Annotated in this window: 20 protein-coding genes and 1 other RNA gene; 4 read left to right on the top strand and 17 right to left on the bottom strand. The window is 67.4% G+C overall.

From position 1 onward, the window contains the following. Nucleotides 1-117 precede the first annotated feature (117 nt). On the bottom strand, nt 118-867 hold the full coding sequence (gene fnrL, locus XINFAN_RS07415) for a transcriptional regulator FnrL (RefSeq protein ID WP_124085848.1): 750 nt from the start codon (nt 865-867) through the stop codon (nt 118-120). Nucleotides 868-933: 66 nt separating this feature from the next. On the opposite strand from fnrL, the gene hemN reads away from it, so the two are divergent. Then, a complete protein-coding gene (hemN, locus tag XINFAN_RS07410; RefSeq protein ID WP_124085847.1) occupies nt 934-2289 on the top strand; it encodes an oxygen-independent coproporphyrinogen III oxidase in 1356 nt (451 codons plus the stop codon). Between the two features lie 3 nt (nt 2290-2292). On the opposite strand, the gene XINFAN_RS07405 is transcribed toward hemN, so the two are convergent. The 6 genes from XINFAN_RS07405 to XINFAN_RS07380 all read right to left on the bottom strand — a co-directional run bounded on the left by XINFAN_RS07405 (nt 2293) and on the right by XINFAN_RS07380 (nt 10032). Beyond that, a complete protein-coding gene (locus XINFAN_RS07405) occupies nt 2293-3516 on the bottom strand; it encodes a glycosyltransferase (protein WP_124085846.1) in 1224 nt (407 codons plus the stop codon). After that, the gene (locus XINFAN_RS07400; protein WP_124085845.1) at nt 3513-5123 is read right to left on the bottom strand and encodes an ABC transporter ATP-binding protein; all 1611 of its coding nucleotides are present in this window, start codon (nt 5121-5123) and stop codon (nt 3513-3515) included. The genes XINFAN_RS07405 and XINFAN_RS07400 overlap by 4 nt, the downstream gene beginning before the upstream one ends. Then, on the bottom strand, nt 5120-6229 hold the full coding sequence (locus XINFAN_RS07395) for an ABC transporter permease (RefSeq protein ID WP_124085844.1): 1110 nt from the start codon (nt 6227-6229) through the stop codon (nt 5120-5122). Before XINFAN_RS07395 ends, XINFAN_RS07400 begins: the two co-directional genes overlap by 4 nt. Beyond that, nucleotides 6229-7380, bottom strand: coding sequence for a microcin C ABC transporter permease YejB (locus XINFAN_RS07390; protein ID WP_124085843.1), 1152 nt, complete (start codon nt 7378-7380; stop codon nt 6229-6231). The genes XINFAN_RS07395 and XINFAN_RS07390 overlap by 1 nt, the downstream gene beginning before the upstream one ends. A 21-nt stretch (nt 7381-7401) precedes the next feature. Then, entirely contained in the window at nt 7402-9366 is a 1965-nt protein-coding gene (locus tag XINFAN_RS07385) for an extracellular solute-binding protein (protein WP_233352158.1), read from the bottom strand. A 138-nt stretch (nt 9367-9504) separates the two neighbouring features. After that, complete coding sequence (locus XINFAN_RS07380; protein ID WP_124085842.1) at nt 9505-10032, bottom strand: c-type cytochrome; 528 nt, start codon at nt 10030-10032, stop codon at nt 9505-9507. Nucleotides 10033-10154: 122 nt separating this feature from the next. Here XINFAN_RS07380 and XINFAN_RS07375 point away from each other — a divergent pair, with 122 nt between their 5' ends. Continuing rightward, nucleotides 10155-10985 (top strand): prephenate dehydratase, encoded by an 831-nt coding sequence (locus XINFAN_RS07375; protein ID WP_124085841.1) that lies wholly within the window; start codon nt 10155-10157, stop codon nt 10983-10985. A gap of 3 nt (nt 10986-10988) precedes the next feature. Here XINFAN_RS07375 and XINFAN_RS07370 read toward each other — a convergent pair whose 3' ends face one another. Together XINFAN_RS07370 and nudC are read right to left on the bottom strand one after the other, a co-directional pair. After that, entirely contained in the window at nt 10989-11456 is a 468-nt protein-coding gene (locus XINFAN_RS07370) for an SRPBCC family protein (protein WP_124085840.1), read from the bottom strand. Between the two features lie 54 nt (nt 11457-11510). Further along, the gene (gene nudC, locus XINFAN_RS07365; RefSeq protein ID WP_124085839.1) at nt 11511-12455 is read right to left on the bottom strand and encodes an NAD(+) diphosphatase; all 945 of its coding nucleotides are present in this window, start codon (nt 12453-12455) and stop codon (nt 11511-11513) included. A gap of 204 nt (nt 12456-12659) precedes the next feature. Between nudC and XINFAN_RS07360 the strand changes: the two genes are divergently transcribed. Continuing rightward, nucleotides 12660-14591, top strand: coding sequence for a metallophosphoesterase (locus XINFAN_RS07360; protein ID WP_124085838.1), 1932 nt, complete (start codon nt 12660-12662; stop codon nt 14589-14591). Nucleotides 14592-14686: 95 nt separating this feature from the next. Next, an RNA gene (gene ffs, locus XINFAN_RS07355) (signal recognition particle sRNA small type) lies at nt 14687-14783 on the top strand. Between the two features lie 53 nt (nt 14784-14836). Here the strand turns inward: ffs and XINFAN_RS07350 are convergent. The 8 genes from XINFAN_RS07350 to XINFAN_RS07315 form a co-directional block, all read right to left on the bottom strand. After that, the gene (locus XINFAN_RS07350) at nt 14837-18667 is read right to left on the bottom strand and encodes a response regulator (RefSeq protein WP_160144561.1); all 3831 of its coding nucleotides are present in this window, start codon (nt 18665-18667) and stop codon (nt 14837-14839) included. Between the two features lie 498 nt (nt 18668-19165). Continuing rightward, entirely contained in the window at nt 19166-20134 is a 969-nt protein-coding gene (speB, locus tag XINFAN_RS07345) for an agmatinase (RefSeq protein ID WP_124085836.1), read from the bottom strand. An 11-nt stretch (nt 20135-20145) separates the two neighbouring features. Continuing rightward, nucleotides 20146-20613 carry a GNAT family N-acetyltransferase gene (locus XINFAN_RS07340; protein ID WP_124085835.1) on the bottom strand — a complete coding sequence of 156 codons (468 nt, stop codon included), beginning with the start codon at nt 20611-20613 and terminating at the stop codon, nt 20146-20148. 70 nt (nt 20614-20683) lie between these two features. Then, nucleotides 20684-21436, bottom strand: a complete 753-nt coding sequence (locus XINFAN_RS07335) for a sulfotransferase-like domain-containing protein (RefSeq protein ID WP_124085834.1) — start codon at nt 21434-21436, stop codon at nt 20684-20686. Nucleotides 21437-21450: 14 nt separating this feature from the next. After that, a complete protein-coding gene (locus tag XINFAN_RS07330) occupies nt 21451-23469 on the bottom strand; it encodes an ABC transporter permease (protein ID WP_160144560.1) in 2019 nt (672 codons plus the stop codon). A gap of 14 nt (nt 23470-23483) precedes the next feature. Continuing rightward, nucleotides 23484-24563, bottom strand: a complete 1080-nt coding sequence (locus XINFAN_RS07325) for an ATP-binding cassette domain-containing protein (protein ID WP_124085832.1) — start codon at nt 24561-24563, stop codon at nt 23484-23486. Between the two features lie 16 nt (nt 24564-24579). After that, nucleotides 24580-25506: an ABC transporter substrate-binding protein gene (locus XINFAN_RS07320; protein ID WP_124085831.1), complete on the bottom strand. Its 927-nt coding sequence runs from the start codon at nt 25504-25506 to the stop codon at nt 24580-24582. 72 nt (nt 25507-25578) lie between these two features. Next, nucleotides 25579-26382, bottom strand: a complete 804-nt coding sequence (locus tag XINFAN_RS07315) for an SDR family NAD(P)-dependent oxidoreductase (RefSeq protein WP_124085830.1) — start codon at nt 26380-26382, stop codon at nt 25579-25581. Nucleotides 26383-26386: the final 4 nt, after the last annotated feature.

Genomic DNA, 26386 nt, shown 5'->3' with positions numbered 1-26386 from the left:
GCGGGGGTATTTAACTCAGGATGAAAGCCCCTTTCACCCTGAAGAAATACCCCGGGGGAGCTCCGCAGGAGCCGGGGGCAGCGCCCCCGCAGCCGGCCCTGGCCGGCTCAGGCGGCGTCAGGCCAGCATCCCGCCGTCGGAATCGTCGCCCGCCTCTTCCAGCAGGCGGCGCAGGTCGGGGATCACGATCTGGCGCTTGCCCTCCAGCCGGATCACCCCGTCGCGTTTCAGCGCCGAGATCTGGCGGCTGACCGTCTCCAGCGTCAGCCCGAGGTAATCGGCCATCTCCTCGCGGGTCAGCGGCAGGTCCACCGTCAGCTGGCTGCTTGGCTGGCGCAGATGCAGCGAGGCGTCGCGCCGCGCTATGATCGCCAAAAGCGAGGCGATCTTCTCGCGCGCGGTCTTGCGGCCCAGAAGCAGCATCCATTCGCGCGCCGCATCCAGTTCGTCCAGCGTCATCTCCAGAAGACGCTGCGCGACATGCGGCGTCTTAACCATCATGTCTTCAAAGGGTTTGCGCCGGAAGCAGCACATCACCAGATCCGTCGTCGCGGTCACGTCGTAGCTGGCGATCATCCGCCCGGGCCGGCCCACGAAATCCGAGGGCAGCAAAAGCCCCACCATCTGGCGGCGGCCGTCCTCCATGGTCTGGGTCAGCGTGGCGATGCCAGACACCACCGAAGCCACGAAATCCATCCGGTCGCCCGACCAGATCACGGTCTGCCCGGCCTGAAAGCTGCGGTAGTATTTCAGCTGTTCCAGCGCGACCAGCTCGTCGGTGTCGCAACGCGCGCAGACCGCACGATGCCTGATCGGACAGTCACCGCATTCCTGGTGCTGCACCTGCTTTTCCTGCAGCGCCGCCATGCCAAAGCCTTCCGCCATTGATCTGCGTCAAGGAAGCCTCGCCCCGACATGCCTAAAGGTAGTTCTATGATGAACGATACGCAACTCACCAGGCTGGGGCTATTTGACGCGAAGGTGCCGCGTTACACCTCCTATCCCACCGCGCCGCATTTCGCGGGCGATGTCGGGCCGGGGCTGTTCGCCGACTGGATCGGCGCAATTCCCGAAGGTGCGCAGATTTCGCTCTATGTCCATGTGCCATTCTGCCGCCGCCTGTGCTGGTTCTGCGCCTGCCGCACCCAGGGCACGCAATCCGAGGATCCGGTCATCGCTTATGCGCAGACGCTGCGCGACGAGATCGCGCTGCTTGCGCGCCATCTGCCGAAAAACATTACCCTTTCCCGGCTGCATTGGGGTGGGGGCACCCCTACCCTGCTGCCACCCGACGAAATCCACCGCCTGGCCGACACGATCTTTTCGGTGGCCCCGATGGCCGCGGGCGGCGAGTTCTCGGTCGAGATCGACCCGAACGAGGCCGATGACGCCAGGCTCGACGCGCTGGCCGGGGCGGGGATGAACCGCGCCTCGATCGGGGTGCAGGATTTCGATCCGATGATCCAGAAGGCGATCGGCCGCGACCAGAGCTACGCCCTGACCCGGCGCGTCTCGGAGGCGATCCGCGAACGCGGCGTGACCAGCCTGAACGCCGATATCCTCTACGGTCTGCCGCATCAGGACAAAACACGTATCTCCGATTCGGTGCAGAAACTGCTGTCGCTGGCCCCGGACCGGGTGGCGCTTTACGGCTATGCCCATGTGCCCTGGATGAGCCGCCGCCAGCAGCTGATCCCCTCGGACAGCCTGCCGACGCCGCAGGAGCGGCTGATGCTGTTCGAGACCGCCCGGGCGCTGTTCCGCGCCGATGGCTACGACGAGATCGGCATCGACCATTTCGCGCTGCCCTCGGACGGGCTGTCGCGCGCCTGGAAGGCCGGGCAGCTGAAGCGCAACTTCCAGGGCTATACCGACGACCGCGCCGGGGCGCTGATCGGGCTGGGCGCCTCGTCGATCTCGCGCTTTCCGCAGGGCTATGCGCAGAACGCGCCCGCCACCGCCGCCTATACAAAGGCGATCCGCGAGGGCCGGTTCCCGGCTTACAAGGGCCACCAGTTCCGCGGCGAGGACAAATTGCGCGCCCGGATCATCGAGGCGCTGATGTGCGATTTCCGCGTCGAAGCGGCCGAGCTGATCGAGGGTTTCGGCGCCGATCCCGCCCGGATCGATGTGCTGTTCCGCGCGGCGGCGGCGAAATTCGAGGATATGGTCGAGATCCGCAACGGCGCTTTCATCATCGCCGAGCGCGGCCGGCCGCTGACCCGGATGGTCGCCCGCGCCTTCGACGAATACGACAGCGCCAAAGCGCAGCATTCGGCGGCGGTCTGACGCTTACGGCGCCAGGCTTTCGACCAGCGCCACCTGGCGCGGCAGGCAGATGCGCGTCAGATCGTAGTTCTCTGCCACATGCCGCCGGGCGGCCTGGCGGATCCTGTCGAACCGCGCGGGATCGGCAAGGCATTCGGTGATCTGCCGCGCCCAGGCGTCGAGATCGAAGAAATCGACCAGCAGGCCGGTCTCATCGTGGCGGATCATCTCTTCCACCGGCGCGGTGCGCGAGCCCACCACCAGCGCGCCCGCCGCCATCGCCTCGACCATCGACCAGGACAGCACGAAAGGATAGGTCAGATAGGCGTGGACGCGGGAGATCTGCATCAGCCGCAGATAGTCGGGATAGGGCAGCTTGCCGGTGAAATGCAGCCGCGACAGGTCGAGCCGGTCCTTCACCTCGTTCAGGAACACGTCCTTCCAGCCCTTCGCGCCCGGGGGCGTGGCGCCATAGCTGACCTCATCGCCGCCGACCACCACCACCTGCGCCGCGGGCCGGGCTTTCATCACCTCGGGCAGCATCCGCATGAAGATATGGTAGCCGCGATAGGGCTCCAGGTTGCGGTTGACGAAGGTCAGCACCTCATCGCCCGCGCGGATCACCTGCCCGCCCGGCAGGGTAAGGGCCGCGGCGGGATCGGGGCGCACCAGATCGGTGTCCACCCCGTCGAAGATCACCTCGGTCATCGGTTGCAGGAGCGGGGGCAGGGTCGAGGCCTGCCAGCGGGTCGGCGCCAGCGCCCGGTCGGCATGGATCAGCGCCTGGCCCAGATGCGCCGCCCGGCCCTGACTGATCATCACCTGATCAAACCCGCCGGGGCTGAATTCCGGGTCGAATCCCACATCGAGGCCGATGCCGCGATAGTAGAATTCGGAATAGACCAGCAGTTTCGCCTGCGGCCAGACCTCTTTCAGGAACAGCGTCTCACCCCAGCCGGAATGGCCGATGATCACATCGGGGCTGAAGCCCTCGCGGTCGCGGATCGCCTGCGCCGCCCGCGCCGCCGCCACGCCGCGATCGGACATGGTGGTATAGTTGCGCCCCAGCCGGGTCGCGCGGGGATCCACCGGCTCGGGGGCGAAACGGTAGCGCCAGGTGGGGATCGGCGAGGCGCGGTCGTTCTTCGCATCGGTCAGCGCATGGCAGCGATGGCCGCGCCGCACCAGTTCCGGCGCCAGATGCGGGAACTGGCCGGGAAAATTCTGATGCACGAAGAGGATGTTCAAGCCAGGACTTCCTCTGCCGCCGCCAGTTCGCCGAAAGCCGCCTTCATCAGGGCGCGGGTATAATCGGTCTGCGGCGCGTCGAAGATCTGTTCGGTGCTGCCCGATTCCACGATATCGCCTGCCCGCATCACCAGCACCTTATGCGACATGGCGCGGATCACCCGCAGGTCGTGGCTGATGAAGATATAGGCGAGGCCCCATTTGCGTTGCAGCCCGCGCAGAAGTTCGACGATCTGGACCTGCACGGTCATGTCCAGCGCCGAGGTCGGCTCGTCCAGCACCACCAGCTTCGGGCGCAGGATCATCGCGCGGGCGATGGCGATGCGCTGGCGCTGGCCGCCGGAAAACTCATGCGGGTAGCGGGTCATGGTGGCGGGGTCGAGGCCGGTCTCGGCCATGATCCCGGCCACCATCTCGCGGCGGTTGCGTCCCGGCTCCAGCCCGTGGACGCCAAGGCCCTCGGCGATGATCTGCTCGGCCGTCATCCGGGGCGAGAGGCTGCCGTAGGGGTCCTGGAACACGATCTGCATGTCGCGGCGCAGATCGCGCAAGCCCCGCCCGCCAAGCCGGGTGATGTCGCGGCCCATGAAGGTGACGGGGCCTTCCGAGCCGATCAGCCGCATCAGCGCCAAGGCCAGCGTGGTCTTGCCGGATCCGCTTTCGCCGACGATGCCCAGCGTTTCCCCGGCGCGGACCTGGACGCTGGCGTCATTCACGGCCTTCACATGGCCGGTGACGCGCTTGAAGAAGCCTTTGGTGATCGGGAACCAGACCTTCAGATGCTCTGAGCGCACCACCTCGGCCGCATCCGCGGGCACCGGATCGGGCCGCCCGGTCGCCTCGGCCGCCAGCAGCTTCCTGGTGTAGGGGTGCTGCGGGCGGGCGAAAACCTCGGCCGCAGGGCCCTGTTCGACGATCTCGCCGCCCTGCATCACGCAAACCCGGTCGGCAATGCGGCGCACGATGTTCAGATCATGGGTGATGAACAGAAGGCTCAGCCCTTCCGAGCGTTTCAGCCCCGCCAGAAGCTCCAGGATCTGCGCCTGGATCGTCACGTCGAGCGCGGTCGTCGGCTCGTCGGCGACCAGCAGATCCGGCCCGTTCGCCAGCGCCATCGCGATCATCACCCGCTGGCGCTGCCCGCCCGAAAGCTGATGCGGCCAGGCGGTCAGCCGGCTTTCGGCGTCACGGATGCCGACCTTGTTCAGAAGATCCAGCACCCGCGCCCTCGCCTTGTCGCCGCGCAGGCCCTGGTGCAGCTCCAGGCTCTCCATGATCTGGCGCTCGATCGAATGCAGCGGGTTGAGGCTGGTCATCGGCTCCTGGAAGATGAAGCTGATGTCGTCGCCGCGCATCTTGCGCAACTCATCCTCGGGCAGGCCGGCGATGTCCCGGCCCTTCCAGCGCACCGAACCCTCCACCGTGGCGTTATCGGCCAGGAGCCCCACGGTGGACAAAGCGGTGACGGATTTCCCCGAGCCGCTCTCGCCGACAAGGGCCACGGTCTCGCCCTTCTCCACGGTGAAGGACACGCCTTTGACCGCCGCGATCTTCCGGCCGTCCTGGGCGAAGGTGACTTTCAGGTCACGGACCTCAAGCAGGCTCATCGGAAGGTCTTTCTGGGGTCGAACGCGTCACGGATGCCTTCAAAGATGAAGATCAAGAGCGTCAGCATGATGGCGAAGGTGAAGAACGAGACAAACGCCAGATGCGGCGCCTGGAGGTTCTGCTGCGCCTGGCGCGACAACTGGCCGAGCGACGGCGCCGAGGCGGGCAGGCCGAAGCCGAGGTAATCCAGCATCGCCAGCGAGCCGATGGTGCCGGTGACGATGAAGGGCAGCATGGTCAGCGTGGCCACCATCGCGTTCGGCAGCATATGGCGGAACATGATTTGCAGATCGGGCACCCCGAGCGCGCGGGCAGCCCGGACATATTCGAAGTTGCGCGCCCGCAGAAACTCGGCCCGGACCACGCCGACCAGCGAGGTCCAGCCGAACAGCACCATCAGGAACACCATCAGCCAGAAGCTCTTCGCCCAGATCGCGGTCAGGATGATGATGACATAGATCGACGGAACCGAGGACCACAGCTCGATCACCCGCTGGAAGATCAGATCGGTCTTGCCGCCGAAATAGCCCTGGACCGCGCCCGCCGCCACGCCGAAAACCGCGTTCAGCACCGTCACGATCAGCGCGAAGGTCACGGAAAGCCGGAAGCCATAGATCACCCGCGCCAGCACGTCGCGGCTGGCCTCGTCGGTGCCCAGCCAGTTCTGCGCCGAAGGCTTGCCCGGCGCCACGCCGCCGGTGTTCACGATGGTGTTGTATTTATAGGGGATCGGCGGCCAGAGCATCCAGCCGGTCTGAACCGGCTCGCCCAGAACGGTGCCCTTCGCGCGCGCCTCGGCCAGCACCTCGTCGGTCTCGTAGAAGCACTCCTCATGCCCGCCGGTGACGATCAGACATTCCACCTCGGTCTGGGGGTAGTTCGCCTCGGTCCTGAGATCGCCGCCGAAGGTCTGTTCCGAATAGAATTTCAGAAACGGCATGTAATAGCTGCCCTGATAGCGCACCAGCAGCGGGCGGTCGTTGGCGATCAGCTCGGCGCCGAGCGTCAGCAGATACAGCACCGCGAACAGGATCAGCGACCAGAACGCCCGGCGATTGGCCCTGAAATTGCGCCAGCGGCGCTGGTTGAGCGGGGAAAGCGCCATCAGCCCGCCCTCTTTTCAAAGTCGATCCGGGGATCGACCAGAACATACATGATATCCGAGAGGATCCCGACCACCAGCCCGATCAGCCCGAAGGCGAAAAGCGTGCCGAACATCACCGCATAATCGCGCTCGATCGCGGCGCGGTAGCCCAGCAGGCCCAGCCCGTCGAGGGTGAAGATCATCTCGATGATCAGCGAGGAACCGAAGAACACCCCGAGGAACAGCGCAGGGAAGCCCGCGATGATGATCAGCATCGCATTGCGGAAGACATGGCCGTAAAGCACCCGCCGCTCCGACAGGCCCTTGGCGCGGGCGGTCATCACATATTGCTTGCGGATCTCATCGAGGAAACTGTTCTTCGTCAGCAGCGTCAGGGTGGCGAAAGAGGCGATCAGCTGCGCCGTCACCGGCAAAGTGATGTGCCAGAGGTAATCCTTGACCTTGCCGAACCAGGAAAGCTGGTCCCAGTTGTCGGAGGTCAGCCCCCTGAGCGGGAAGATCTGCCAGTAGGATCCGCCCGCGAACAGCACCATCAGCATGATCGCGAACAGGAAACCCGGGATCGCATAGGCGGCGATGATCACCCCCGAGGACCAGGTGTCGAAGGAACTTCCGTCCTTCACCGCCTTGCGGATGCCAAGCGGGATCGAGATCAGATAGGCGATCAGCGTCGACCACAGCCCGAGGGTGATCGAGACCGGCATCTTCTCGATCACGAGGTCAACCACCGAGATCTTGCGGAAATAGCTCTCGCCCAGGTCGAAACGGGCATAGTTCCACATCATGATGCCGAAACGCTCCCAGAACGGGATCATCTCCTTCTCGCATTCCTCGCGGCGGATGTCGGGGGTGCCGGTGAAACCCTCGGCGCAGGTGATGCGGGCAAAGCCGAACTGCACCTCCAGCTTCGCGCGGAACTCGGGCGACAGGCCGCGCGCGCCGGTATAGCCGCTTTCGCGCTCGGCCCCGCTGCCGGCGTCGCCCCCGGCCCCGCCAAGCGCGGCGATGGAATCGCCCGAGCCTTCCAGCCGGGCCTCGATCTGTTCCAGCGGCCCGCCGGGGACCACATTGGTCAGCGCGAAATTTATCAGCATGATCCCGAACAGGGTCGGGATCACCAGAAGAAGCCGTCTGAGGATATAGGCGCCCAAAATCTTAGCCTGTTCAAAAGGTTACTGGCGCAGAGCGCCGCTGGCCTTCAGCGCGGCCGCCTTGTCGGGGTTCACCCACCACCAGGACAGATAGCCGGTGGAATAGGGCGGCAGTTCCGCCGGATGTTCATACATATCGTAATAGGCATACCAGCTTTCGGCCTTGTGCCACATCGGGATGCGGAACTGTTCGTAGCGCAGCACCCGATCCAGAGTATGGGTGGCGGTGGTCAGGCTCTCCATCGAATCCGCCGCCATCACCACGCCGATCAGCCGGTCCACCGCCGGGCTTTTCAGCCCCGCCGCGTTGAACACCGAAATATCGGCGGTTTCCGACCCGTAATACTGCCGCAGTTCGGCGCCCGAGAAATAGCCGGTCTGGGTGAAAGAGCCGATGATGTCGAAATCATAGGCCGGGTTGCGGGTGCGCACCTCGTATTGCGCGGAATCGATCAGGTTCAGGCTGGCGTCGATGCCGATGGCGCGCAGGTTCTCGACGAAAGGCGCGATCACGCGCTCGAAATTCGGATTGTCCTCCAGGAACTCGATCCTCAGCACCTGGCCGCCGGCGTTGCGGCGGATGCCGTCGGCGCCCGGCTCCCATCCGGCCTCGTCCAGCAGCGCCGAGGCCTTGCGCAGATTGCCGCGGTCAAGCTGGCGCTCGGCGCGCGAGACCGCGGGCGACACCGGCGGATCGGTCAGGATCGCGGCTGGCAGCAGCCCCTCATCGACCAGCGGCTTCAGGATCGCCGCTTCTTCGGGCGCGGGCGGGCCTTCGGCTTCCAGCCAGGAATTTTCCCAGAAGGAATCGATCCGCTCATAGGCGCCGTAGAACAGGACCTGGTTCGACCATTCGAAATTGAACATCAGCGCGATCGCCTCGCGCACCCGGCGATCGGCCCAGGCTTCGCGGCGCAGGTTGAACACCCAAGACTGGCCGTTGGCCTTGGTGCCCAGAGGCAGCGCGGCTTTCTTCACCGTGCCGTTCAGCACCGCCGGGAAGTTGTATTGCTCGGCCCATTGCTTGGCGACGGATTCCTCGCGGAAGGTATAGGCCCCGCCCTTGAACGCCTCAAGCGCGCTGCTCGGCTCGGCGAAATATTCGTAGCGGATCACGTCGTAATTGTTCTGGCCGATGCCGAGGGGCAGATCCTGCGCCCAGTAATCCGGGTTGCGCCGGTAGCTGACCGAGGTGCCGCTTTTCACCGGCTGCGGCACATAGGGACCCGAGCCGAGGAAGGGCACCATCGAGCTTTCCTCAAGGTCGAGCCCGTTCGCCTCGTAATGCGCCTTCGAGAGGATCGGCAGGCTGCCCACCGTGGCGGGCAGATCGCGGGTCGGCACGCCTTCGAGGAAGGTGAATTTCACCTTGTGGGGCCCAAGCGCCTCGGCGCCCTCGACCTGCTGCGCCAGAACGGTGCGGAAATCCGACAGGCCCTTGGTCAGCAAGGTCTGGTAAGAGAATATCACATCTTCCGAGGTCAGCGCGCTGCCGTCCGAGAATTTCACATCCTCGCGCAGGTTGAACACCACCCAGCTCCGGTCGGGCGGGTATTCCATCGTGATGCACATGAAGCAGTAAGAGGCTCCGATCTCGTCGGCGGTGCCGGTCAGGATGCTTTCCAGCATCATCGGCGAGCCTTGCGCCGCGCGGCCCTTCACCGAAAACGGATTCATCGAATCGAACCCGGCCTGCACCGCGGCAAGGCTGATCTCGCCGCCCTTCGGGGCCTCGGGGTTGACATAGGGCAGATGCGGGAAATCGGCGGGCAGCTTCAGTTCGTCGCCGTTGAAGGTGGTGATGCCATGCGAGACGATCACCTCTTCGGCCCTGAGCATCCCCGCCGGGGCGATCAGCGCCGCCAGCGCCAGCGCCGCCCCCGCAAGCCAGCCCGCGGGCCCTGCGTCACCACCGCTGCGAACCGCCCGGGCCCCTGCCCTGCCGCCTTTCGCCCCCTGCGCCGCACCCATCCGATCCTCCGGCATTCTGTCCCTCAGGATCATTGATGCTAAAGGCCCGGCAGTTCAAGGAAAAGGCGCGATTGCGTGACTTTGGGCCGCGCTGCGAAAAAGGCCGCACCCGGGGGGCGCGGCCTGTGGTTCCGGTCGGGCGGTTGCCCTGCCTCAGTTCTGGGTCGCGAGGAAGGCGATCAGATTCGCGCGCTCCTCGGGTTTGGGCAGGCCGGCGAAGGACATTTTCGTATTGGCCGCAAAAGCCTTGGGCGAGGTCAGGAAAGTGTCCAGCGTCTCGGGCGTCCAGTGGGCGCCCTTGTGATCGGCCATCGAGGACGAATAGGCGAAGCCGGCGATGCTGGCGATCTCGCGGTCGACCACGCCGTTCAGATGCGGGCCGGTGATGTCGGCGCCATCAAGCTTGTGGCAGGCCTTGCATTTGTTGAAGATCTTTTCGCCCGCCGCTGCATCGGCATTGGCGTAGATGGTGGCGAAATCCACCACTTCGGCCGCGCCGCCCTCATCGCCGCCGGTCGCGCCGGTGTCGATCGTATAGGCCTGGGCGACTTCTTCGCCATGGTGGCCGCCGGCCGGGCTGGTGCTGTAAAGCGCAGATGCGGCCCAGTTGCCAAGCAGCAGCACGAGAAGTGCCCCGCAGACTGCGCCGGTCGCCTTGGTCATCGTCATCGTGTCGAACATGTCGCGCGCATCCCTTGGTCGTCTGACGGGGTATTAGCCGCTTCCCCCGGTCTCTTGCAAGGTGTAGGAGCGCGACCAATCGCCTCTGCGGCACCGGAAACGTGAATTTTCAGGAGAGAATCATGGCTGGCCCGATCGCCTTCCAGGGGGAACCCGGCGCCTATTCGCACCAGGCCTGCCGCCAGGCGCGCCCGGGGATGGAGGTGCTGCCCTGCCCCACCTTCGAGGAGGTGGTCGATTCCGTGCGCCGGGGCGACGCCGAACTGGGGATGCTGGCGGTCGAGAACTCGACCTACGGCCGGGTGGCCGATGTTCACAGCCTCTTGCCGGATTCGGGCCTGCACATCATCGACGAGGACTTCGTGCGGGTCCATGTCAACCTGCTGGGGGTGAAGGGCGGCCGGGTCGAAGACGTGCGCGAGGCGCATGGCCATGTGGTGATCCTGCCGCAATGCGCGGGGTTCCTGAAGAAACACGGCATCCGCGGCGTGGTCAGTTCCGACAATGCGAAAGCCGCGCGCGAGGCGGCCGAGGCGGGTGATCCGGCCCGCGCCGCGCTGGCCAGCGAACTGGCGGCCGAGATCTACGGGCTGGACGTGCTGGCCCGCCATATCGAGGATCACGCCAACAACACCACCCGCTTTCTGGTGATGAGCCGCACCCCCGACCATACGCGCCGGGCAGAGAAGATGGTCACCACCTTCACCTTCCAGGTCAGGAACATTCCTGCGGCGCTTTACAAGGCGCTTGGCGGTTTCGCCACCAACGGGGTGAACATGACCAAGCTGGAAAGCTACATGATCGGCGGCCATTTCACCGCAACCGCCTTCTATGCCGATGTGGAAGGCCATCCCGAGGACCCGCCGCTGGCGCGCGCGCTGGAAGAGCTGGGCTTCTTCACCACCGAGCTGAACATCCTCGGCGTCTATCCCGCATCGACCGAGCGGCGCTGACCCTCAGCTTCCCGCGCGCCAGCGTTCCTCGACCAGCGCGACCAGCCGGCCAAGCGCCGTATCGAGTTTGCGCTGCGTGCGGCCTTTGGCAAGGCGCAGCGACTGGATCACCAGCCGCGCCGCCAGGGTTTTGGGCCGCAGATCCGCCACCAGCGAGATCCGGGTCCGGCGCGGCGCCAGCGCCATCAGCTCGATCCGCGCGGCCCCCTCGACCGAGGCACTGTCCAGCCCGCAGTCGATCACGCTGTTTTCGGTCAGTTCCGCGATCCGCACCAGCATCCGGCGCGGCTTGCCGCGATATGCGAAACGCAGACGCCAGCCCATGCCCGGACCGGGGCGCTTCAGCTGGTCGACCCGCTCGACCTCGGCGCCGCGCCGCAGGGCCATACGCTCGAACTGCTCAAAATCGGTCAGTTGCTGCCAGACGAAATCCAGCGGGGCCTCGATGTCCTGCCGCGTCCCGAGTTTCATGCGCCTGACCTGCCTGTACCGTTTATATAGCGTTTTCCGCGCCGGAGTGTCGCCTCAATCCAGCCGGTCGGCAAGCCAGTTCGTGATCAGGAACCGCGCGATCGAGCCCTGACGCGGCGGCCGGACCGCAGGGTGATCGTCTGACAGCACCGCCACCATCTCTTCGCGCGTCAGCCAGAGCGCATCCTCCAGTTCGGCCGGATCCAGCGTGATCGACTCGCTCATCGCCTCGGCATGGCAGCCCAGCATCAGCGAGGCCGGGAAGGGCCAGGGCTGACTGGCCAGATAGCGCACCGCGCCGCAGCTTATGCCGGTTTCCTCATGCACCTCGCGGCGCACGGCGGCCTCGACCGTCTCGCCCGGCTCGACGAAACCGGCCAGGGTGGAATACATCCCCTCGGGCCAGCCGGGGCTGCGGCCCAGAAGCAGGCGGTTGGCCCTGGTGACCAGCATGATCACCACCGGATCGGTGCGCGGGAAATGCATCGCATGGCAGGCGGGGCATTTGCGGTGCCAGCCGCCGCCGCCCGCCTGCGACGCTGCGCCGCAGGCGGCGCAGAAGCCATGCGTCCGGTGCCATTCCAGAAGCGCGCGGGCGGTGGCGGCCATCTCGGCCTCGTCCGGCGACAGCGCGGCCATGATCCGGCGCAGCTCGGTCAGCGCGTGGCCTTCGGGCGCCAGCGGATGGGGCTGCATCCCTGCGTCGAAGCCGCCCTGATCGGGCACGCCCTGCTCCGGGCTCCAGTGCGAGATATCGGCGGCGAACACGCCTTTGCCCTGCCAGAGGCCCAGAAACACCGGCTGCGGCGCGTCTTCCAGCATCGGATCGCCCACTTGCAGCCAGCCGAGCGCATCCTCGCCCGCCAGCACCATGCAGCGCCATAAGGGCAGCACCCGCCCCTCCGCCAGCAGCGCGGCCAGCGCGTCGGGGTCGCGGCGCAACTCATGGCCGCGGTCGCGTCCGGTTCCGCCGAAAGTCACCTGTTCCGCGATGCGCATGTCCGCTCTCCTGCTCTGGCTGCGGTTTCATCGCATGCGGAGTGTGTCAGGAAAAGCCCGCCCGCGCGGCCTGCGGCAGCGGATATGCAACCGACGCTTGCCGCCAACCCCGGCGCATGACAACCTTAAGGAGAACATGACAGATCAATCGGATTGGCCGGTGCCTTTTTCCGCAAAGTTCTTCGACAATGAGGCGAAACCGGCATGACCGGCCCCGGAGAGGTCGGAGAGGTCGGCTGGCCGGACGAGGTTGCCTCGCCCCCGGCCATCGCCGCCACCGCGACACCCGCCGGCTGCGGCCATCTGCGGCTGATCGCCACCAGCGACCTGCATGCACAGATCCTGTCCTACGATTATTATTCCAACCGGCCGCTGTTCGGCAGCGGCCTTGCCCGGATCGCCTGCCTGATCGACGAGGCGCGGCGCGACGCCCCGGCCTCGCTCCTGCTCGACAACGGCGATTTCCTGCAAGGCAGCGCGCTGGCCGATCCCGATATCGCCGGGCGGCGCGGAAGGGTGCATCCCGCCATCGCCGCCTTCAACACGCTCGGCTACGATGCGGCGGCGCTCGGCAATCACGAGTTCAACTATGGCCTCGGCTTTCTGCGCCAGGCCGTGGCGGGGGCGGGATTTCCGGTGCTGTCCGCCAATGTGCTGACCGCAGCCGGGTCGGATCCGTTGCAGGACCGCTTTCTCTGCACGCCTTTCGCGCTGGTCAGCCGCCGCCTGCCCGGGATGCCGGACGGCCCGCGCGCGATCACCATCGGTCTCCTCGGTCTGACCCCGCCCGAGATCCTGCAATGGGACCGCCGCCATCTTGAGGGCCATATCCTCGTGCGCCCGATGGCCGAAGCCGCCCGGGCCTGGGTGCCGGAACTGCGGCGGCGCGGCGCGGATCTGGTGGTCTGTCTGGCGCATACCGGGGTTTCGGCCAGTCGCCGGACCAATGGCTCGGACGCGCAGGCCGCCGCGATCGCCGCCATCCCCGGCGTGGATGCGGTGATCGCGGGCCACAGCCATCTGACCTTTCCCGACGGCGGCGGCCATCCCGATCCGCGGATCGATTCCCTGCGCGGCCGGATCGTGGGCAAACCCGTGGTGCAGCCGGGGCATGAGGGCTCGCATCTGGGGATCATCGACCTGTGGCTGCGGCCCGCGCGCCAGGGCTGGCAGGTGGCGCAAAGCGAGACGCGGCTGATCCACGGCTCGGAATCCATCGCCGGTCTGTCTGCCCGGACGATCCGCGCCGCCGCCGCGCCCCTGCGGGATTCGCTTGCGCCCGATCACCGCGCCGCGCTGTCGAAGATGCGCCGCAGGCTGGGCACCACCACGATCCCGCTGTCGACCTGGTTCGCCCAGGTGGCGGATTGCCAGGCGCTGCGGCTGATCGGCGCCGCCAAGATGCACCACACGCGGCGCGCGCTGGCCGCCACCCCCTGGGCCGGCCTGCCGATGGTGGCGCTGGTCACCGCCTATCGCTGCGGCGGGCACGGCGGGCCGCAGCATTACAGCGACATCCCGCCCGGGCCGCTGTCCCTGCGCCATGTGTTCGACCTCTATCCTTTCCCCAATACCGTGACCGCCGAGATCATGACCGGCGCCGGGCTTGCCGCGCGGCTCGACCGCACCAGCGCGATCTTCAACCGCATCACCCCGGGCCGGCCCGACCAGATGCTGATCGACCCGCGGGTCCCCGGCTTCAGCTATGAGGTGGCGGTGGGGGCGGATTACCGCATCGACCTGAGCCAGCCCTGCCTGCGCGACCGCGCGGCCACGCCGGGAGAGGGCCGGATCCGCGATCTCGGTATCGGCGGCCGCCCCCTCGCCCCCGACGAGCGTGTCGTGGTGGTGACGAACAGCTATCTCGCCTCGGCCCATGCGCTGGCCTCGGACCGGCTGGTGCTGGACGATAACCGGCTTTGCACCGATGCGATCGCCGGCTACATCCGCGAAGCGGGGCGGATCGGGCCGCACCGGGGCGGCGGCTGGTCCTTCGTGCCGATGCCCGGCACCAGCCTCTTGTTCGACACCGGCAGCGGCTGCGCCGGTCATCTGGGCGAGCTGGCCGCGTTGCGCCCCGAGCCGGTGGGCCTGACCGAAGAGGGATTTTCCCGCTTTCGCCTGCACCCGGAATGACTCCGGCGTGCTGAGCGCGCGACATCATGGCTCCGGCACGCCGCCCATGCGAGCGCCACTTGCGCCGCAGTCCGGGCCGGCATATATCCCGGCTTGAGAGGCTGGCGCGGGCAGGCGCCTCGCCAACCCGGTCAGGTCCGGAAGGAAGCAGCCGTAACGAGCCCCGCCTGGGTCGCTGTCCAGTCTCTCACCCTTCCCTCTCTTGCGCCGCCGCCCTCATCCGCAAGGGTATTGCGGTGCCGCGTTCATATCCGCCCCGCCGCTTCCCCTTCCGGCCCCCCGCCTTCCGGCGGCGCCATATCGGCGCGGAAGCGATGCAGATGCGCCAGGCATTCCGCCATCAGCCGGCGAAGACCCGGCGCCAGCGCCTCGACCCGGGCGCCGTCACCCCGGCGCGCGGCCTCTTCCACATGGCCCGACAGCGCGAACATCGCATCCGCTTCGAGATAGCCGACCACGCCGCGCACCCGATGCGCGAAATCTGCGATCTTCGCCAGATCGCCCCCGGCCATCAGCGCGGCAAAACGCGCCTCCATATCGCCGAAATCGCGCAGGAAACCGTCCACGAAGCGCAAAAGCCGCTCACGCGAGCCGCCGAAGCGGCGCAGAAGCTGCGGCAGGTCGGGGGTATAGGCCGGGGGGGCCGCGCCCTGCCCCACCAGCTCCGCGAGCAGCCGGTAAAGCGCCTGTTCGTCAAGCGGCTTGGTCAGATGCGCCGTCATGCCCGCCGCCAGGCTTTCGCGCTGATCCTCGACCCGGGCCCGGGCGGTCAGCGCGATCACCGGCAGGCTGGCCCATTCCGGGCGGCGGCGGATCTCGCGGATCGCCTCCAGCCCGTTCATGCCTGGCATGTGCACATCCATCAGCACCACCCCGAAGGCCGCCTCCTCCATCCGCAGGATCGCCTCGCGGCCGTCGGAGGCGGTGACGACCAGCATCCCCGCCAGTTCGAGAAACTCGCGCGCCACCTCGCGGTTGAGCGCATTGTCGTCGACCACCAGCACCCGGCGCCCGGCCAGCGCCCGGATCAGATCGCCATCCCCGCCGATCCGCCGCAAAGGCATGCGGGCACCGGCGCCCGGCGCGACAGCCAGCACGCCCGACAGGGTGCTGAACACCATCGAGCGGGTGACCGGCTTGAGCACAACCCCCTGAAGCCGGATATCCCCGGCCTCGGACAGCACCAGTTGTTGGCCGTAAGCGGTGACCATCAGCACGGCGGGCAGGTTCAGCAGCCGCGCGTCCTCGCGGATGCGGCGGGCCAGTTCCAGCCCGTCCATCCCCGGCATCCGCCAGTCGGACAGCACGATATCGAAGGGCTGGCCGCCCGCTTCGGCTCCGTGCAGCAGATACAGCGCCTCTTCGCCGCCGGAGGCGGTCAGCGCCCGCATGCCGAAGCCCGTCACCATGTCTGCCAGCATCTTCCGCGCGGCTTCGTTGTCGTCGACGATCAGCACGCGGCGATCCTTCAGCCCCTCAGAGATCCGGCTGGCAGGCTCGGGCCCGGCCCGGTCCAGCTCTGCGGTGAAGAAGAAGGTGCTGCCGAGGCCCGGCGTGCTTTCCACCCAGATCCGGCCGCCCATCAGTTCGACGATGCGGCGGCTGATCGCAAGGCCAAGGCCGGTGCCGCCATATTTGCGCGCGGTATCGGCCCCGGCCTGCGAGAAGGGGCGGAACAGCCCGGCGATCTGGGCGCCGGTCATGCCGATGCCGGTATCGCGCACCGCGAACAACAGCCGCTCCCCCTCGCCCGCGCCACCCGGCTGCACCGAGACCGAGACGACCACATCGCCTTTTTCGGTGAACTTGACCGCATTGCCCACCAGATTGGTCAGCACCTGCGCCAGCCTGAGCGAATCGCCGCGCCAGAGCCCGCACACGCCGGAGGCGATGTCGAACGTCAGCTCCAGCCCCTTTTCCTCGGCCCGCAGCGCAGTGACCGAAGAGACCGTCTCCAGCACGCTCTCCAGCCGGAACACGGCGCTCTCAAGCGTCATCCCGCCCGCCTCGATCCGGGAATAATCCAGGATATCGGTGATGATCCCCAACAGGACATTGGCGGAATCGTTGATCTTCTCCAGATAGTTGCGCTGCCGGGGATCCGGTTCGGTCTGTAGCGCGAGGCGCGTCATCCCGATCACCGAATTCATCGGCGTGCGGATCTCATGGCTCATCGTCGCCAGGAAATCGGCCTTGGCGCGCTCGGCGGCCTCGGCGTTTTCCTTGGCAATGCGCAGGGCCTCGGCGGTCTCATAGGCTTGGGTGACATCGAGGATGATCCCGTCCCAGACCCGGCCGCAGCCAAGGGCGCGCGGCGCCGAGCGGATCTGAAGCCAGCGCAGGCTGCCGTCGGGCCGGACCACCCGGAAATCGCATTCGAAATTGGTCTGGTCCAGCGTGGCCTGGCGCGAGGCGGCCAGATAGCGTTCCCGGTCGTCCGGGTGGACGGCGCGCATCAGCAGGCCAGGGTTCTCCATGATCGCCTCGGCCGGATACCCCACCAGCCGCTCGACCCCCGCGCTGACGTAGGAGACCCGCATCTCCTCGGTGGTGATCTCGTTCCCGTCCAGCCCGATCCCCGGGGCGAGATAGTCGATGCGGTAGATCGCGCCATTGGGCAGGCTGTCGACGATGGCGCCAAGCTGCGCGCGGGCCTCCTCGCGCTCGCTGACATCCTGGACGGTGCCGGAAATGGCGGCGATCCGGCCATCCGCGCCGCGGATCGCCTGGCCGCGCACCTCGGCCGAGAAACTGCCGCCCGACGGGCGGTAATGCGCAATATCGACCGTATAGGGCTCGCCGGTTTCAAGGCAGCGACGGTTCGCCTCGCCCACCCGGGCGAAATCTTCGGGCGGCATCATGCGGCGCAGATCCTCAAGCGTGATCTCGCGCCCCGGATCGGCGCCGTTCATCTCGCTCATCATCGCCGAAGCCGACAAGCTGCTCCGGGCCGGGTCGTAGGTCCAGGATCCGATCCGGGCCAGCCGTTCGGCCCATTCCAGCGCGCGCAGACTTTCGCGGGCCGTTTCCTCGGCGGCGCGGCTTTCGGTCAGGCGGGCACGCAGTTCCCGCTCTGCCTGGTCGAGGCTGCGGCGCAGCGTCTCGAACTCGGCGATCATCGCCGGGGGAACCGCCACCGCGTCATGGACCCCGCCCCGCCCCTGAAGCGCGGCGATCTGGCGCGAACGCTCGACCAGCCCGCGGATCGGCGCCAGCACCCGCCGCGCCAGCAGCAGCGCGAACAAAAGCGCCACCGCGATGGTGGCCGACGAGGCGATGATCATGCTGCGGATCGGGTTTTGCCAGCGCAGATCGAAACTGACCACCGGCTCGCCCACCAGCGCGACCCAGCCCGGCGTGCCCGCGATCCTCTGGAAGGAAAAGACGATGGCGCGGCCCTCGATGGTGCGCGCGCGGAAACTGCCGCTTCCGGTGCCAAGCGCGGCCAGCACCGGCCAGTCGGGGACCGGCTGGCCGGTCAGCCGTTCGCCCCCGACCGAACGCGCGATGATCCGGCCCTCGCCATCGGTGATGGCAAGAACCGCCGCGCCGCTGCTTTTGGTCTGCCGCGCAAGCGAGCGGATCAGGTTGCCGGGATGGCCCACCACCACCGCGACCGTCACCGCCCCCCCGCCCTCGGCGGCAGGATGGGCGATGGCGATGCGCGGCGTGTCGCCCGGATAGCGCTCGGGCAGGAAGTTCGACACCTGCATCCGGCCGGTCCCGGCGGCCTGCACCACCAGCCCGGCCAGCGCGGGCTCGACCCCCGGCGGCGGGGCGAAGGCGCCGGCCTCGTTGCGCACCAGGCTGAACAGGTCATGGCGGCTGGCGTCGGTGGCATGCGGGCCGGTGAGCGGCGCCCCGGGCTGGCCAAGGCCGGCCTGAAGCCCGTGCAGAAGCCTGCCGGTGACCTCGATCTCGCTGGCGGTGGATTGCGCGAGGATGCTGGCGGTCTCCAGCAACCGCTGCTCGGAAAGTTCGCGGAAGGATTTGCCCGCATTGATCAGCGCCATGGCCACCACGCCGAGCGTGGGCAGAAGCGCCACGATAAGGATTGCGATCAGCGCCGTCCGCAACGTCGGCCGCCTGATCCGTTCGGGTAACAAATTCACCATGGCTACCACTCGCTGCCGGGGTCGGCACATCCCCCGGTAGATTTATGATACGATCCGGGCAGATAAGGGAAGAGGCGGGAACAATCGGACGACATTCAGAGGATTGTCTCCGGAATGTGCAAAGCATCGCCCGGATCGCTGCCGGACCCGGGGAGCGGGTTGTTCGCCCGCCGGTCGGCCTTTCCCCCTGGCGGTTCGATGCGGATCACGCGCCGGATCGGCTCGCCAGGGGGAAAGGCGGTGCAGGCTGATGCCAGGGGTGGTTCAGCGCCGGCCGGGACGCGTCGCGGTGCAGGCTTTGCTGCGCAGCATTCACGGCGGATTTCCTGTGATCCACCGGGAAAATCCGAAATCGACCGCTCCGGCACAGGGGCCGACGGATCACATTTATATTATTGATATATAATATATAATCATGACAAACCGGCGGAAATGCTGCGCAGCATTTCCGCCGCCCGATCAGCCCCGCGCGGCGATCCCGGCGGCGATCACGCACAAGAGCTCGAACAGCACCGTCGCCCCGGTCAGCGCGGTGATCCCGCCCGCATCGAAGGGGGGTGAGACCTCGACCACATCGGCCCCGACGATGTTCAGCCCGGCAAGGCCGCGCAGCATGGCCTGGGCCTCGCGGGTGGTGAAGCCGCCGATCTCGGGCGTGCCGGTGCCGGGGGCCATCGACGGGTCGATCCCGTCGATGTCGAAGGTGACGTAGCACGGCGTGTCGCCCATGATGCGGTGCACCTCGGCCATCACGCCCGCCGGGCCGAGCCGGTCGAATTCCTCGATATAGATGATGCGGATGCCCTGATCATGGGCCCAGCCGTGCTCGTCGGCGGCATAGACCGAGCCGCGGATGCCGATCTGCACGATGCGCTTCGGGTCGAGAATGCCTTCCTCGATGGCGCGGCGGAACGGCGTGCCGTGGGTATAGGGGTTGTTGCCGAAATAAGTGTCGTTGGTGTCGGAATGGGCGTCGAACTGCACCAGACCCAAGGGCCCGCGCGACGGATCCGCCTTGTGGATCGCGCGCAGGACCGGCAGCGTCGTCAGATGATCGCCCCCGACCGAGAGCGGCAGCGCGCCTTCGGCGCAGATCGCGGCGATCCCGGCCTCGATCTGTGCAAGGGCAGCCAGCAGGTCGATGGGCTGCACCTCGATATCGCCCAGATCGGCGACCGAAATCAGCTCGTAGGGGATGGTGCCGGTGACGTGATGGCCGCGCCGCATCAGGCTGGACTGGTTCCTGACCTCGCGCGGGCCATGGCGGGCGCCGGCGCGGTTGGTGGTGCCGCCGTCCCAGGGAATCCCCGCCAGCGCCACGTCCAGCCCGGCCGCGCTGTCGACCGCCGGCAGCCGCATGAAGGTGGACCGCCCCGCGAAACGCGGCACGCGCGAGGCATCGACGGGTTCATGCAGGATGCGGTTCATCGGTTTCGTCCTTACAGCGCGCGGGTCATGAAATATGAGTTAGGATCGTCGGGATAGCCCTCGATAGGGCCGCAGCGTTCAAACCCGGCCTTTTCGTAAAGGCGGCGGGCGGGGATGAAGATCTCTTCATGCCCGGTCTCCAGCGACAGCCGCTGGAAGCCGTCGGCGCGGGCAGCGGCGATCAGATGGTTGACCATCCGGTCCGACAGACCGCGCCCGCGCTCCTCGGCCAGGACATGCATGCTCTTGATCTCGGCATGGCCCGCGCCGATCTTTTTCAGCGCGCCCATCGCCACCGGCCGCCCGCCGTCGCGCAGCACGAAGAACCGCACCCCCGGCGCCGCCAGATCGGAAGCGCCGAGCATATAGATGCTCTCGGGCGGGGTCTGGGCGTGCATATCCGCCGTGTGCCGCTGGAACAGCAGCGCAAGATCGGGGCCGAGCGGGCTTTCCTCGGTCAGGGTCAGGCCGGTGGTCATGGCGCCTCCATCGGGGATCGGGGTCGGCTTATGACTGACCGCAGCGCGCGGGCGGGTCAAGGGCCGCCGCTCAGCCCAGAGCCTCCGCCGCCAGTTTCTCGTAAAACGGCAGGTGATGGGCGAGGTGATCGTTCATCACCGGATGCTGTTTCGCCAGCGCCGCGAAACCCTCGCGCTGCGCGCGGATCTCGTCTTCGCTCAGCGGCCGGATCATGCGCGAAGAGCTGACATCGCCGTGCCAGCCGCCGACCTGATCCCAGTCCTTCGGGCGTTCCCCCTGCCAGTCGAACGCCCGTTCGGTATACGGCAGGCCGACCGCTTCCCAGAACCGCGCCATCATGCCGCGTGTGTCCTGGCGCACGTCTTCGGCGCGGATCACCACCGGCTTCCCGCCCGCCGCTTTCAGCGCCGAGTAATGGTTCCACTGCGCCTCCAGCCCGATCTCGTCCGGCGTCACTTCGGGATCGAGTTTGAAGTAAGAGGCGATCGAGGCCACCGGGTCGCGGATCAGGAAGGCATTGACCAGACGAGGCGCGAAGGCCGCGTCCTCCAGCAGATGCGGCATGACATAATAGCTCATGTCCTTGAAGAACACCGGGCCCTTTTCGGCCCGCGCCAGCAGATGGTCGCGGATCGCCGGATAACTGACCGGATGATCGGGGCGCATGTCGAAATGCGGCATCTCCCGCACCGCGCGATGCACGTAATAATCATACATGAAAGGCTCATGCGCGCAGTCGAGATCGCCGCGCTCGCGCATCACCCGCTCCATCGCGGTCGACATCGAGCGCGGATGCGACCAGAGCGCATAGATCGGATACATGGAAACCTCCCTAATTATTCGGATTGAACCCCGGCGGGGGCGCGCAGCATGCGGTCGGCCACCAGCGCGATACAGGCGATGATCCAGCCCGCGACCAGCCCCGCCCCGGCATCGGCCTTCGACAGCGCGACATAGACCTGCTGGCCCAGTTCACGCGTGCCCACCAGCGCCGCGATCACCAGCATCGACAGCGCCGCCATGATGGTCTGATTCAGCCCCAGCCGGACCGAGCTGCGCGCCAGCGGCAGCTTCACCTGCCACAAAAGCTGCCAGGGGGTGGTGCCCATCTGGCGCCCGGCCTCGACCAGATCGGCGCGGACATTGCGAAGCCCGTGTTCCACATAACGGATCGGCGGCACGATGGCGTAAAGCACAATGGCAATCAGGGCGGTGAACTCGCCCACCCTGAACAGCATCAGCGCCGGGATCAGAAAGACGAATTGCGGCATGGTCTGAAGCGTGTCGCTGACCGGGCGCAGAACGGCCGAGAACCGGTCGCTCTGCGCCGCCGCCACACCGAGCGCACCGCCCGCGGCAAAGCAGATCAGCACCGCCACCGCACAAAGACAGATCGACTGCATCATCGCGCCCCACAGACCCGAGACCCCGGCGATCCCCAGACCCGACAGCGCCAGCAGGCAAAGCCCCGCCCCGCCCGCGCGCCAGGTGGCGGTGGCGATCACGGCGAACACCCCGATCCAGGGGAAATTCGGCAGCCCGGTCCAGAACAGAAGCGAGGCGAAGCCGAGCGCGATCCCGGCGCCGGGACGGCGCCAGCCGAGGCCAAGCGCCAGCGCGGCCGAGGCCCCCGCATAGGCCAGCGTCACGCCGGGGGTCAGCGCAAAGCCCCAGACCATCGGGCTGGCCGAGCCCGAGAAGCCAAGCCGCAGCGGCAGCATCACCCCCCAGGTGATGACATTGCGCAAAACCGCGAAGAAGGGCGCGCTCCAGGTCACGAACTCCAGCAGCCAGCCGTCCAGACGGCGCAAAGCCCGCTGGCCCGCGTCGCCCGGCAGCAGATCCTGGCCGGAAAGCGCCAGCGCCAGCAGCAGCGCCGCGCCAAACCCGAACGCAAGCCCCCGGCCCGACAGGCTGCGCGGCAGACGGGGATCGCGGCGTTCCGCCAGGCCACGGGTGATCCGGTCCAGGAGGATCGCCAGCAGCACGATCACCAGCCCGGCCCCGAGCGAGCGGCCCATCTCGGCCGCGCGCATGGCAGAGAGCACCTCCCAGCCGATATCGTTGAACCCGCCGATGATGGCGATGATGATCACCATGGAAAGCGAGGCCATGGTGGTCTGGTTCACACCCACCAGAAGCTGCGGCAAAGCGGTGGGAACCCGCGCCTGCCAGAACAGCTGTCCCGGCCGCGCCCCCGCCATCAGCGCGCTTTCGACGACCGCCGGCGGCACGTCGCCGAGGCCCACCAGCGTGTTGCGCACCATCGGCGGGATGGAAAACACCACGCTCGCCGCCAGCCCCGCCGTAGGGCCGAAGCCGAACAGCAGCAGCAGCGGGATCAGATAGCCGAAGGCGGGCCAGGTCTGCATCACATCCAGCGCCGCGATCACCGCGGGGCGCAGCCGCGGCCGATAAAAGGCCAGCACCCCGAGCGCAAAGCCCAGCACCACCGCCAGCGGCACCGAGATCAGGATCAGCGCCAGCGTGTTCATCGCTTTGGGCCAGTAGCCCATCCCCACCACCGCCAGCAGCCCCGCGCCGGTGAAGAGCGCAAAACCCCGGCCCACGGCGCGCAAAGCGATCAGCATCGCCGCCAGCACCATGGCGGGCCAGGGCGCCCATGCCAGCCCCGCGCGGATCAGGCCGAGCGGCGTCTCGACCAGCACGGCAACGATCCTGCCCAGGGGCCGCGCCGCCTCGAACAGCGGCGTGACGGCCAGGTTCAGCCCCTCGGCCAGCGGCAGGGTAAGACCGGCCGGGAAATTGCGCAGCCAGGGACAGAAATGCGCCAGCACCGTCAGGATCAGGCAAAGCGCCAGCAACCCGGCCCAGATCCGGTTCTGCGCGCTCACAGGATGCGGCCCCGTCATCGCGGCCCGCTTTCGCAGCCAGCGTCCGGCCCGGCATCGCGGCGCAGAACGGCGAGCACCGCTTCGGCCTCCAGCACCAGCGCGGGCTGTCCGGGCGCGGCCTCAACCGCGAACCGCTTCTGCCCGGCGGCGATCTCAGGCAGCAGGGTCTCGATCGGCGCGCGGGGGTTCAGCGCCGGACCGGCGGGGGCCTCGCCCGGCACGGCGGTCACCGCGAGGTCGCCCAGCCGGATCGCCCGGCTGAGCGCCACATCGGCGGTGAATTCGGCGACATAGCTGTCGGCGGGCGAGAGCAGGATCTCGGCCGGGGTGCCGATCTGGATGATCCTTCCGCCGCGCATCAGCGCGATACGGTCGGCCAGGCGGCAGGCCTCCATGATGTCATGGGTGATGAAGACGATGGTCTTTTTCAACTGGCGTTGCAGGCGCAGAAATTCGTCCTGCATCTGCCGCCGGATCAGCGGATCGAGCGCCGAGAACGGCTCGTCCAGGAACCACAGATCCGGGTCTGGGGCGAGGCTGCGGGCGATGCCGATCCGCTGCTGCTGCCCGCCCGACAGCTCCGATGGCAGCGCCCCGGCGCGCCCGCCCAGTTCGACCAGTTCCAGCATCTCCTGCGCCCGCGCCTCACGCGCGGCCCGCGCCATGCCCCGGAGCTTCAGCGGAAAGGCCACGTTCTCAAGCGCGGTCAGATGCGGCAAGAGGCCGAAGCTCTGGAACACCATGCCCATCTTGCGGCGGCGGATTTCCGTCAGTTCGCGCCCGCTGACGGCGCGCAGATCGACCCCCTCGAAACTCATACTGCCGTGCTCGACATCCAGCAGCCGCGACAGACAGCGCACCAGGGTGGACTTCCCCGAGCCGGAAAGCCCCATGATGACGAAGATCTCGCCCGCCTGCACGTCGAAGCTGGCATCGGCCACCGCCGGGATATGCCCCTCGCGGCGCAGCCTTTCGGCCAGCGCCTCCGGGTCGATCCGGTAGCCTGCGGTATCGAAATACCAGCCCGGGCGCGGCCCGAACACCTTCCACAGATTGCGGCAACTGAGCAGCGCGCCGGCGGGCGTTTCCGTCATCACGGGGCCTCCGGGCTCAGTTCAGCGCACCATCCACCCAGGGCCGCCAGAGGGCCTCGTTCGCGGCGATCCAGCCATCGGCCACCGATTCCAGCGATTCCCCGTTCTGGTCGATCGCCAGCATCATCTGCTGCTGGTCTTCGGTCGAGACGCTGAACGCTTTCAGCACCTCGTATCCGGCGGGCCATTTGTCTTTGAAGCCCGACCAGACCGCCTTGTTCACATCCGGGGCCCTGATGCAGTGCTCGTTGGTGTCCTGCACGCAGGGCGGCATGTCGATCCAGCCGACCTCCACCTCGGCCAGGATGAAATGCGGCGCCCAGAACATCATGACGAGCGGCGTCTTCGCCGCCCCGGCGGCGCGCAGTTCCGCCAGCATCGCGCCCTCGGAACCCGAAGGCACCGCCGTCAGCGCCAGGCTGTTGTCGGCGATGATCGTCGCCGCGCGCGAGCCCCAGTCGGCCGGATAGTCGAGGAAACGGCCGTTCGGCATGGTGTCGGGCGTGGCCAGCAGCGCGACGCAGGCGGGATCGTTCAGCGCCTCCCAGGACGGCAGCGCGGGGCAGAGCTCTTCCATGAATTTCGGATAGATCCAGCCCTCGTTGGTCTCAAGGCCAAGGCTGCCCAGATCCTCGACCTTCCCCTCGGCCAGCACCTTTGGATAGATATCGCCGACATTGTTCAGCCAGATCTCGGGCGAGACCGCGATCTCGCCATCGGCCAGCCCCTGGAAATGCGGGTAATTTCCGGCGGTGACATATTCCACCTTGTAGCCGGCCTTCTCCAGCACCCGCCCCGCGATCTGCGAGGTGATCTGCGCCCCGGTCCATTCCAGCATGGCGATGCGGATCGGCTGATCGGTGGCGCCGGGTTCGGCGGCGATACCCGGCCCGGCCAGCGCGCCAAGAACAACGGCGCAAACCGTCGTGGTGAGATGTTTCATCGGCGTCTTCTCCCTGTCGGTTCGTTTTATGGTTTTTATTGTTTTATGGTTCTTCCTGTTGCCGGGCCGCCCTTACCAGAGGGCGCCGCCGGTGATCCTGATTTCCTCCATCGTGATCCCCGCCGCCTGTTCGCCGACAAGGAAACCCACCAGCGCCGCCACCTCCTGGGGCGCGATGATGCGGCCCTGCGGGTTTTCCGCCGCTATGGCGGCGCGGGCCTCGGCCGTGCTGCGGCCCTTGCCCTCGCGCTCGACGATCTGGCGCAGATCGGCTTCCATCAGCGGGGTGTCGACCCAGGTCGGGCTGACCATGACGCAGGTCACGCCCCGCGCGGCCCCTTCCAGCGCGACGCAGCGCGTCAGCCCCAGCAGGCCCGCCTTCGACGCGCAATAGGCCGGGTTATCCTTCCAGCCCGTGCCGGCCGCTGTCGAGCCGATATTGACGATCCGCCCCCAGCCCCGCGACATCATGCCGGGCAGAGAGGCGCGGATCATGCGGAAGGCGCCGGTCAGATTGGTGTCGATGATATCGGCCCAAAGCCGGTCGGAATGGCCCGTGACCGGCTGCTCCGCAGTGATCCCCGCGGCATTGACCAGAATATCCGCCGGGCCGAACCTTTGCGCCGCGCGGTCGCAGAAGGCCGCGACCAAGGCCGGATCGCGCAGATCCAGCACATCGGCGCGCACCTCGCCGCCGCCCTCAAGCGCGGCCTCGGTCAAAGCACCGAAAGCCGCGAGGCGGTCGCGGCTTTCCAGATCGCGCGCGCCCACCGCCACCCGGTAGCCCGCCCCGGCCAGCGACAGCGCCACCGCATGGCCGATGCCGGAAAGCCCTCCGGTCACGATCGCCACCCTGTGCGCTGCGCTCCGGGTCATGGCC

Source organism: Pseudogemmobacter humi, from assembly GCF_900609055.1.
In the GTDB taxonomy this organism is placed as follows: Bacteria; Pseudomonadota; Alphaproteobacteria; order Rhodobacterales; family Rhodobacteraceae; genus Pseudogemmobacter; species Pseudogemmobacter humi.
The sequence above is the reverse complement of the archived record's forward strand: the minus strand, read 5'-3'. Positions and strand labels throughout refer to the sequence as shown.

Bases quoted from the DNA above. Each gene is read 5' to 3' on its own strand.
- fnrL (WP_124085848.1), bottom strand. From the start codon at position 867: ATGGCGGCGCTGCAGGAAAAGCAGGTGCAGCACCAGGAATGCGGTGAC.
- hemN (WP_124085847.1), top strand. From the start codon at position 934: ATGATGAACGATACGCAACTCACCAGGCTGGGGCTATTTGACGCGAAG.
- XINFAN_RS07400 (WP_124085845.1), bottom strand. From the start codon at position 5,123: ATGAGCCTGCTTGAGGTCCGTGACCTGAAAGTCACCTTCGCCCAGGAC.
- XINFAN_RS07395 (WP_124085844.1), bottom strand. From the start codon at position 6,229: ATGGCGCTTTCCCCGCTCAACCAGCGCCGCTGGCGCAATTTCAGGGCC.
- XINFAN_RS07385 (WP_233352158.1), bottom strand. From the start codon at position 9,366: ATGCCGGAGGATCGGATGGGTGCGGCGCAGGGGGCGAAAGGCGGCAGG.
- XINFAN_RS07380 (WP_124085842.1), bottom strand. From the start codon at position 10,032: ATGTTCGACACGATGACGATGACCAAGGCGACCGGCGCAGTCTGCGGG.
- XINFAN_RS07375 (WP_124085841.1), top strand. From the start codon at position 10,155: ATGGCTGGCCCGATCGCCTTCCAGGGGGAACCCGGCGCCTATTCGCAC.
- XINFAN_RS07370 (WP_124085840.1), bottom strand. From the start codon at position 11,456: ATGAAACTCGGGACGCGGCAGGACATCGAGGCCCCGCTGGATTTCGTC.
- nudC (WP_124085839.1), bottom strand. From the start codon at position 12,455: ATGCGCATCGCGGAACAGGTGACTTTCGGCGGAACCGGACGCGACCGC.
- XINFAN_RS07360 (WP_124085838.1), top strand. From the start codon at position 12,660: ATGACCGGCCCCGGAGAGGTCGGAGAGGTCGGCTGGCCGGACGAGGTT.
- speB (WP_124085836.1), bottom strand. From the start codon at position 20,134: ATGAACCGCATCCTGCATGAACCCGTCGATGCCTCGCGCGTGCCGCGT.
- XINFAN_RS07340 (WP_124085835.1), bottom strand. From the start codon at position 20,613: ATGACCACCGGCCTGACCCTGACCGAGGAAAGCCCGCTCGGCCCCGAT.
- XINFAN_RS07335 (WP_124085834.1), bottom strand. From the start codon at position 21,436: ATGTATCCGATCTATGCGCTCTGGTCGCATCCGCGCTCGATGTCGACC.
- XINFAN_RS07325 (WP_124085832.1), bottom strand. From the start codon at position 24,563: ATGACGGAAACGCCCGCCGGCGCGCTGCTCAGTTGCCGCAATCTGTGG.
- XINFAN_RS07320 (WP_124085831.1), bottom strand. From the start codon at position 25,506: ATGAAACATCTCACCACGACGGTTTGCGCCGTTGTTCTTGGCGCGCTG.
- XINFAN_RS07315 (WP_124085830.1), bottom strand. From the start codon at position 26,382: ATGACCCGGAGCGCAGCGCACAGGGTGGCGATCGTGACCGGAGGGCTT.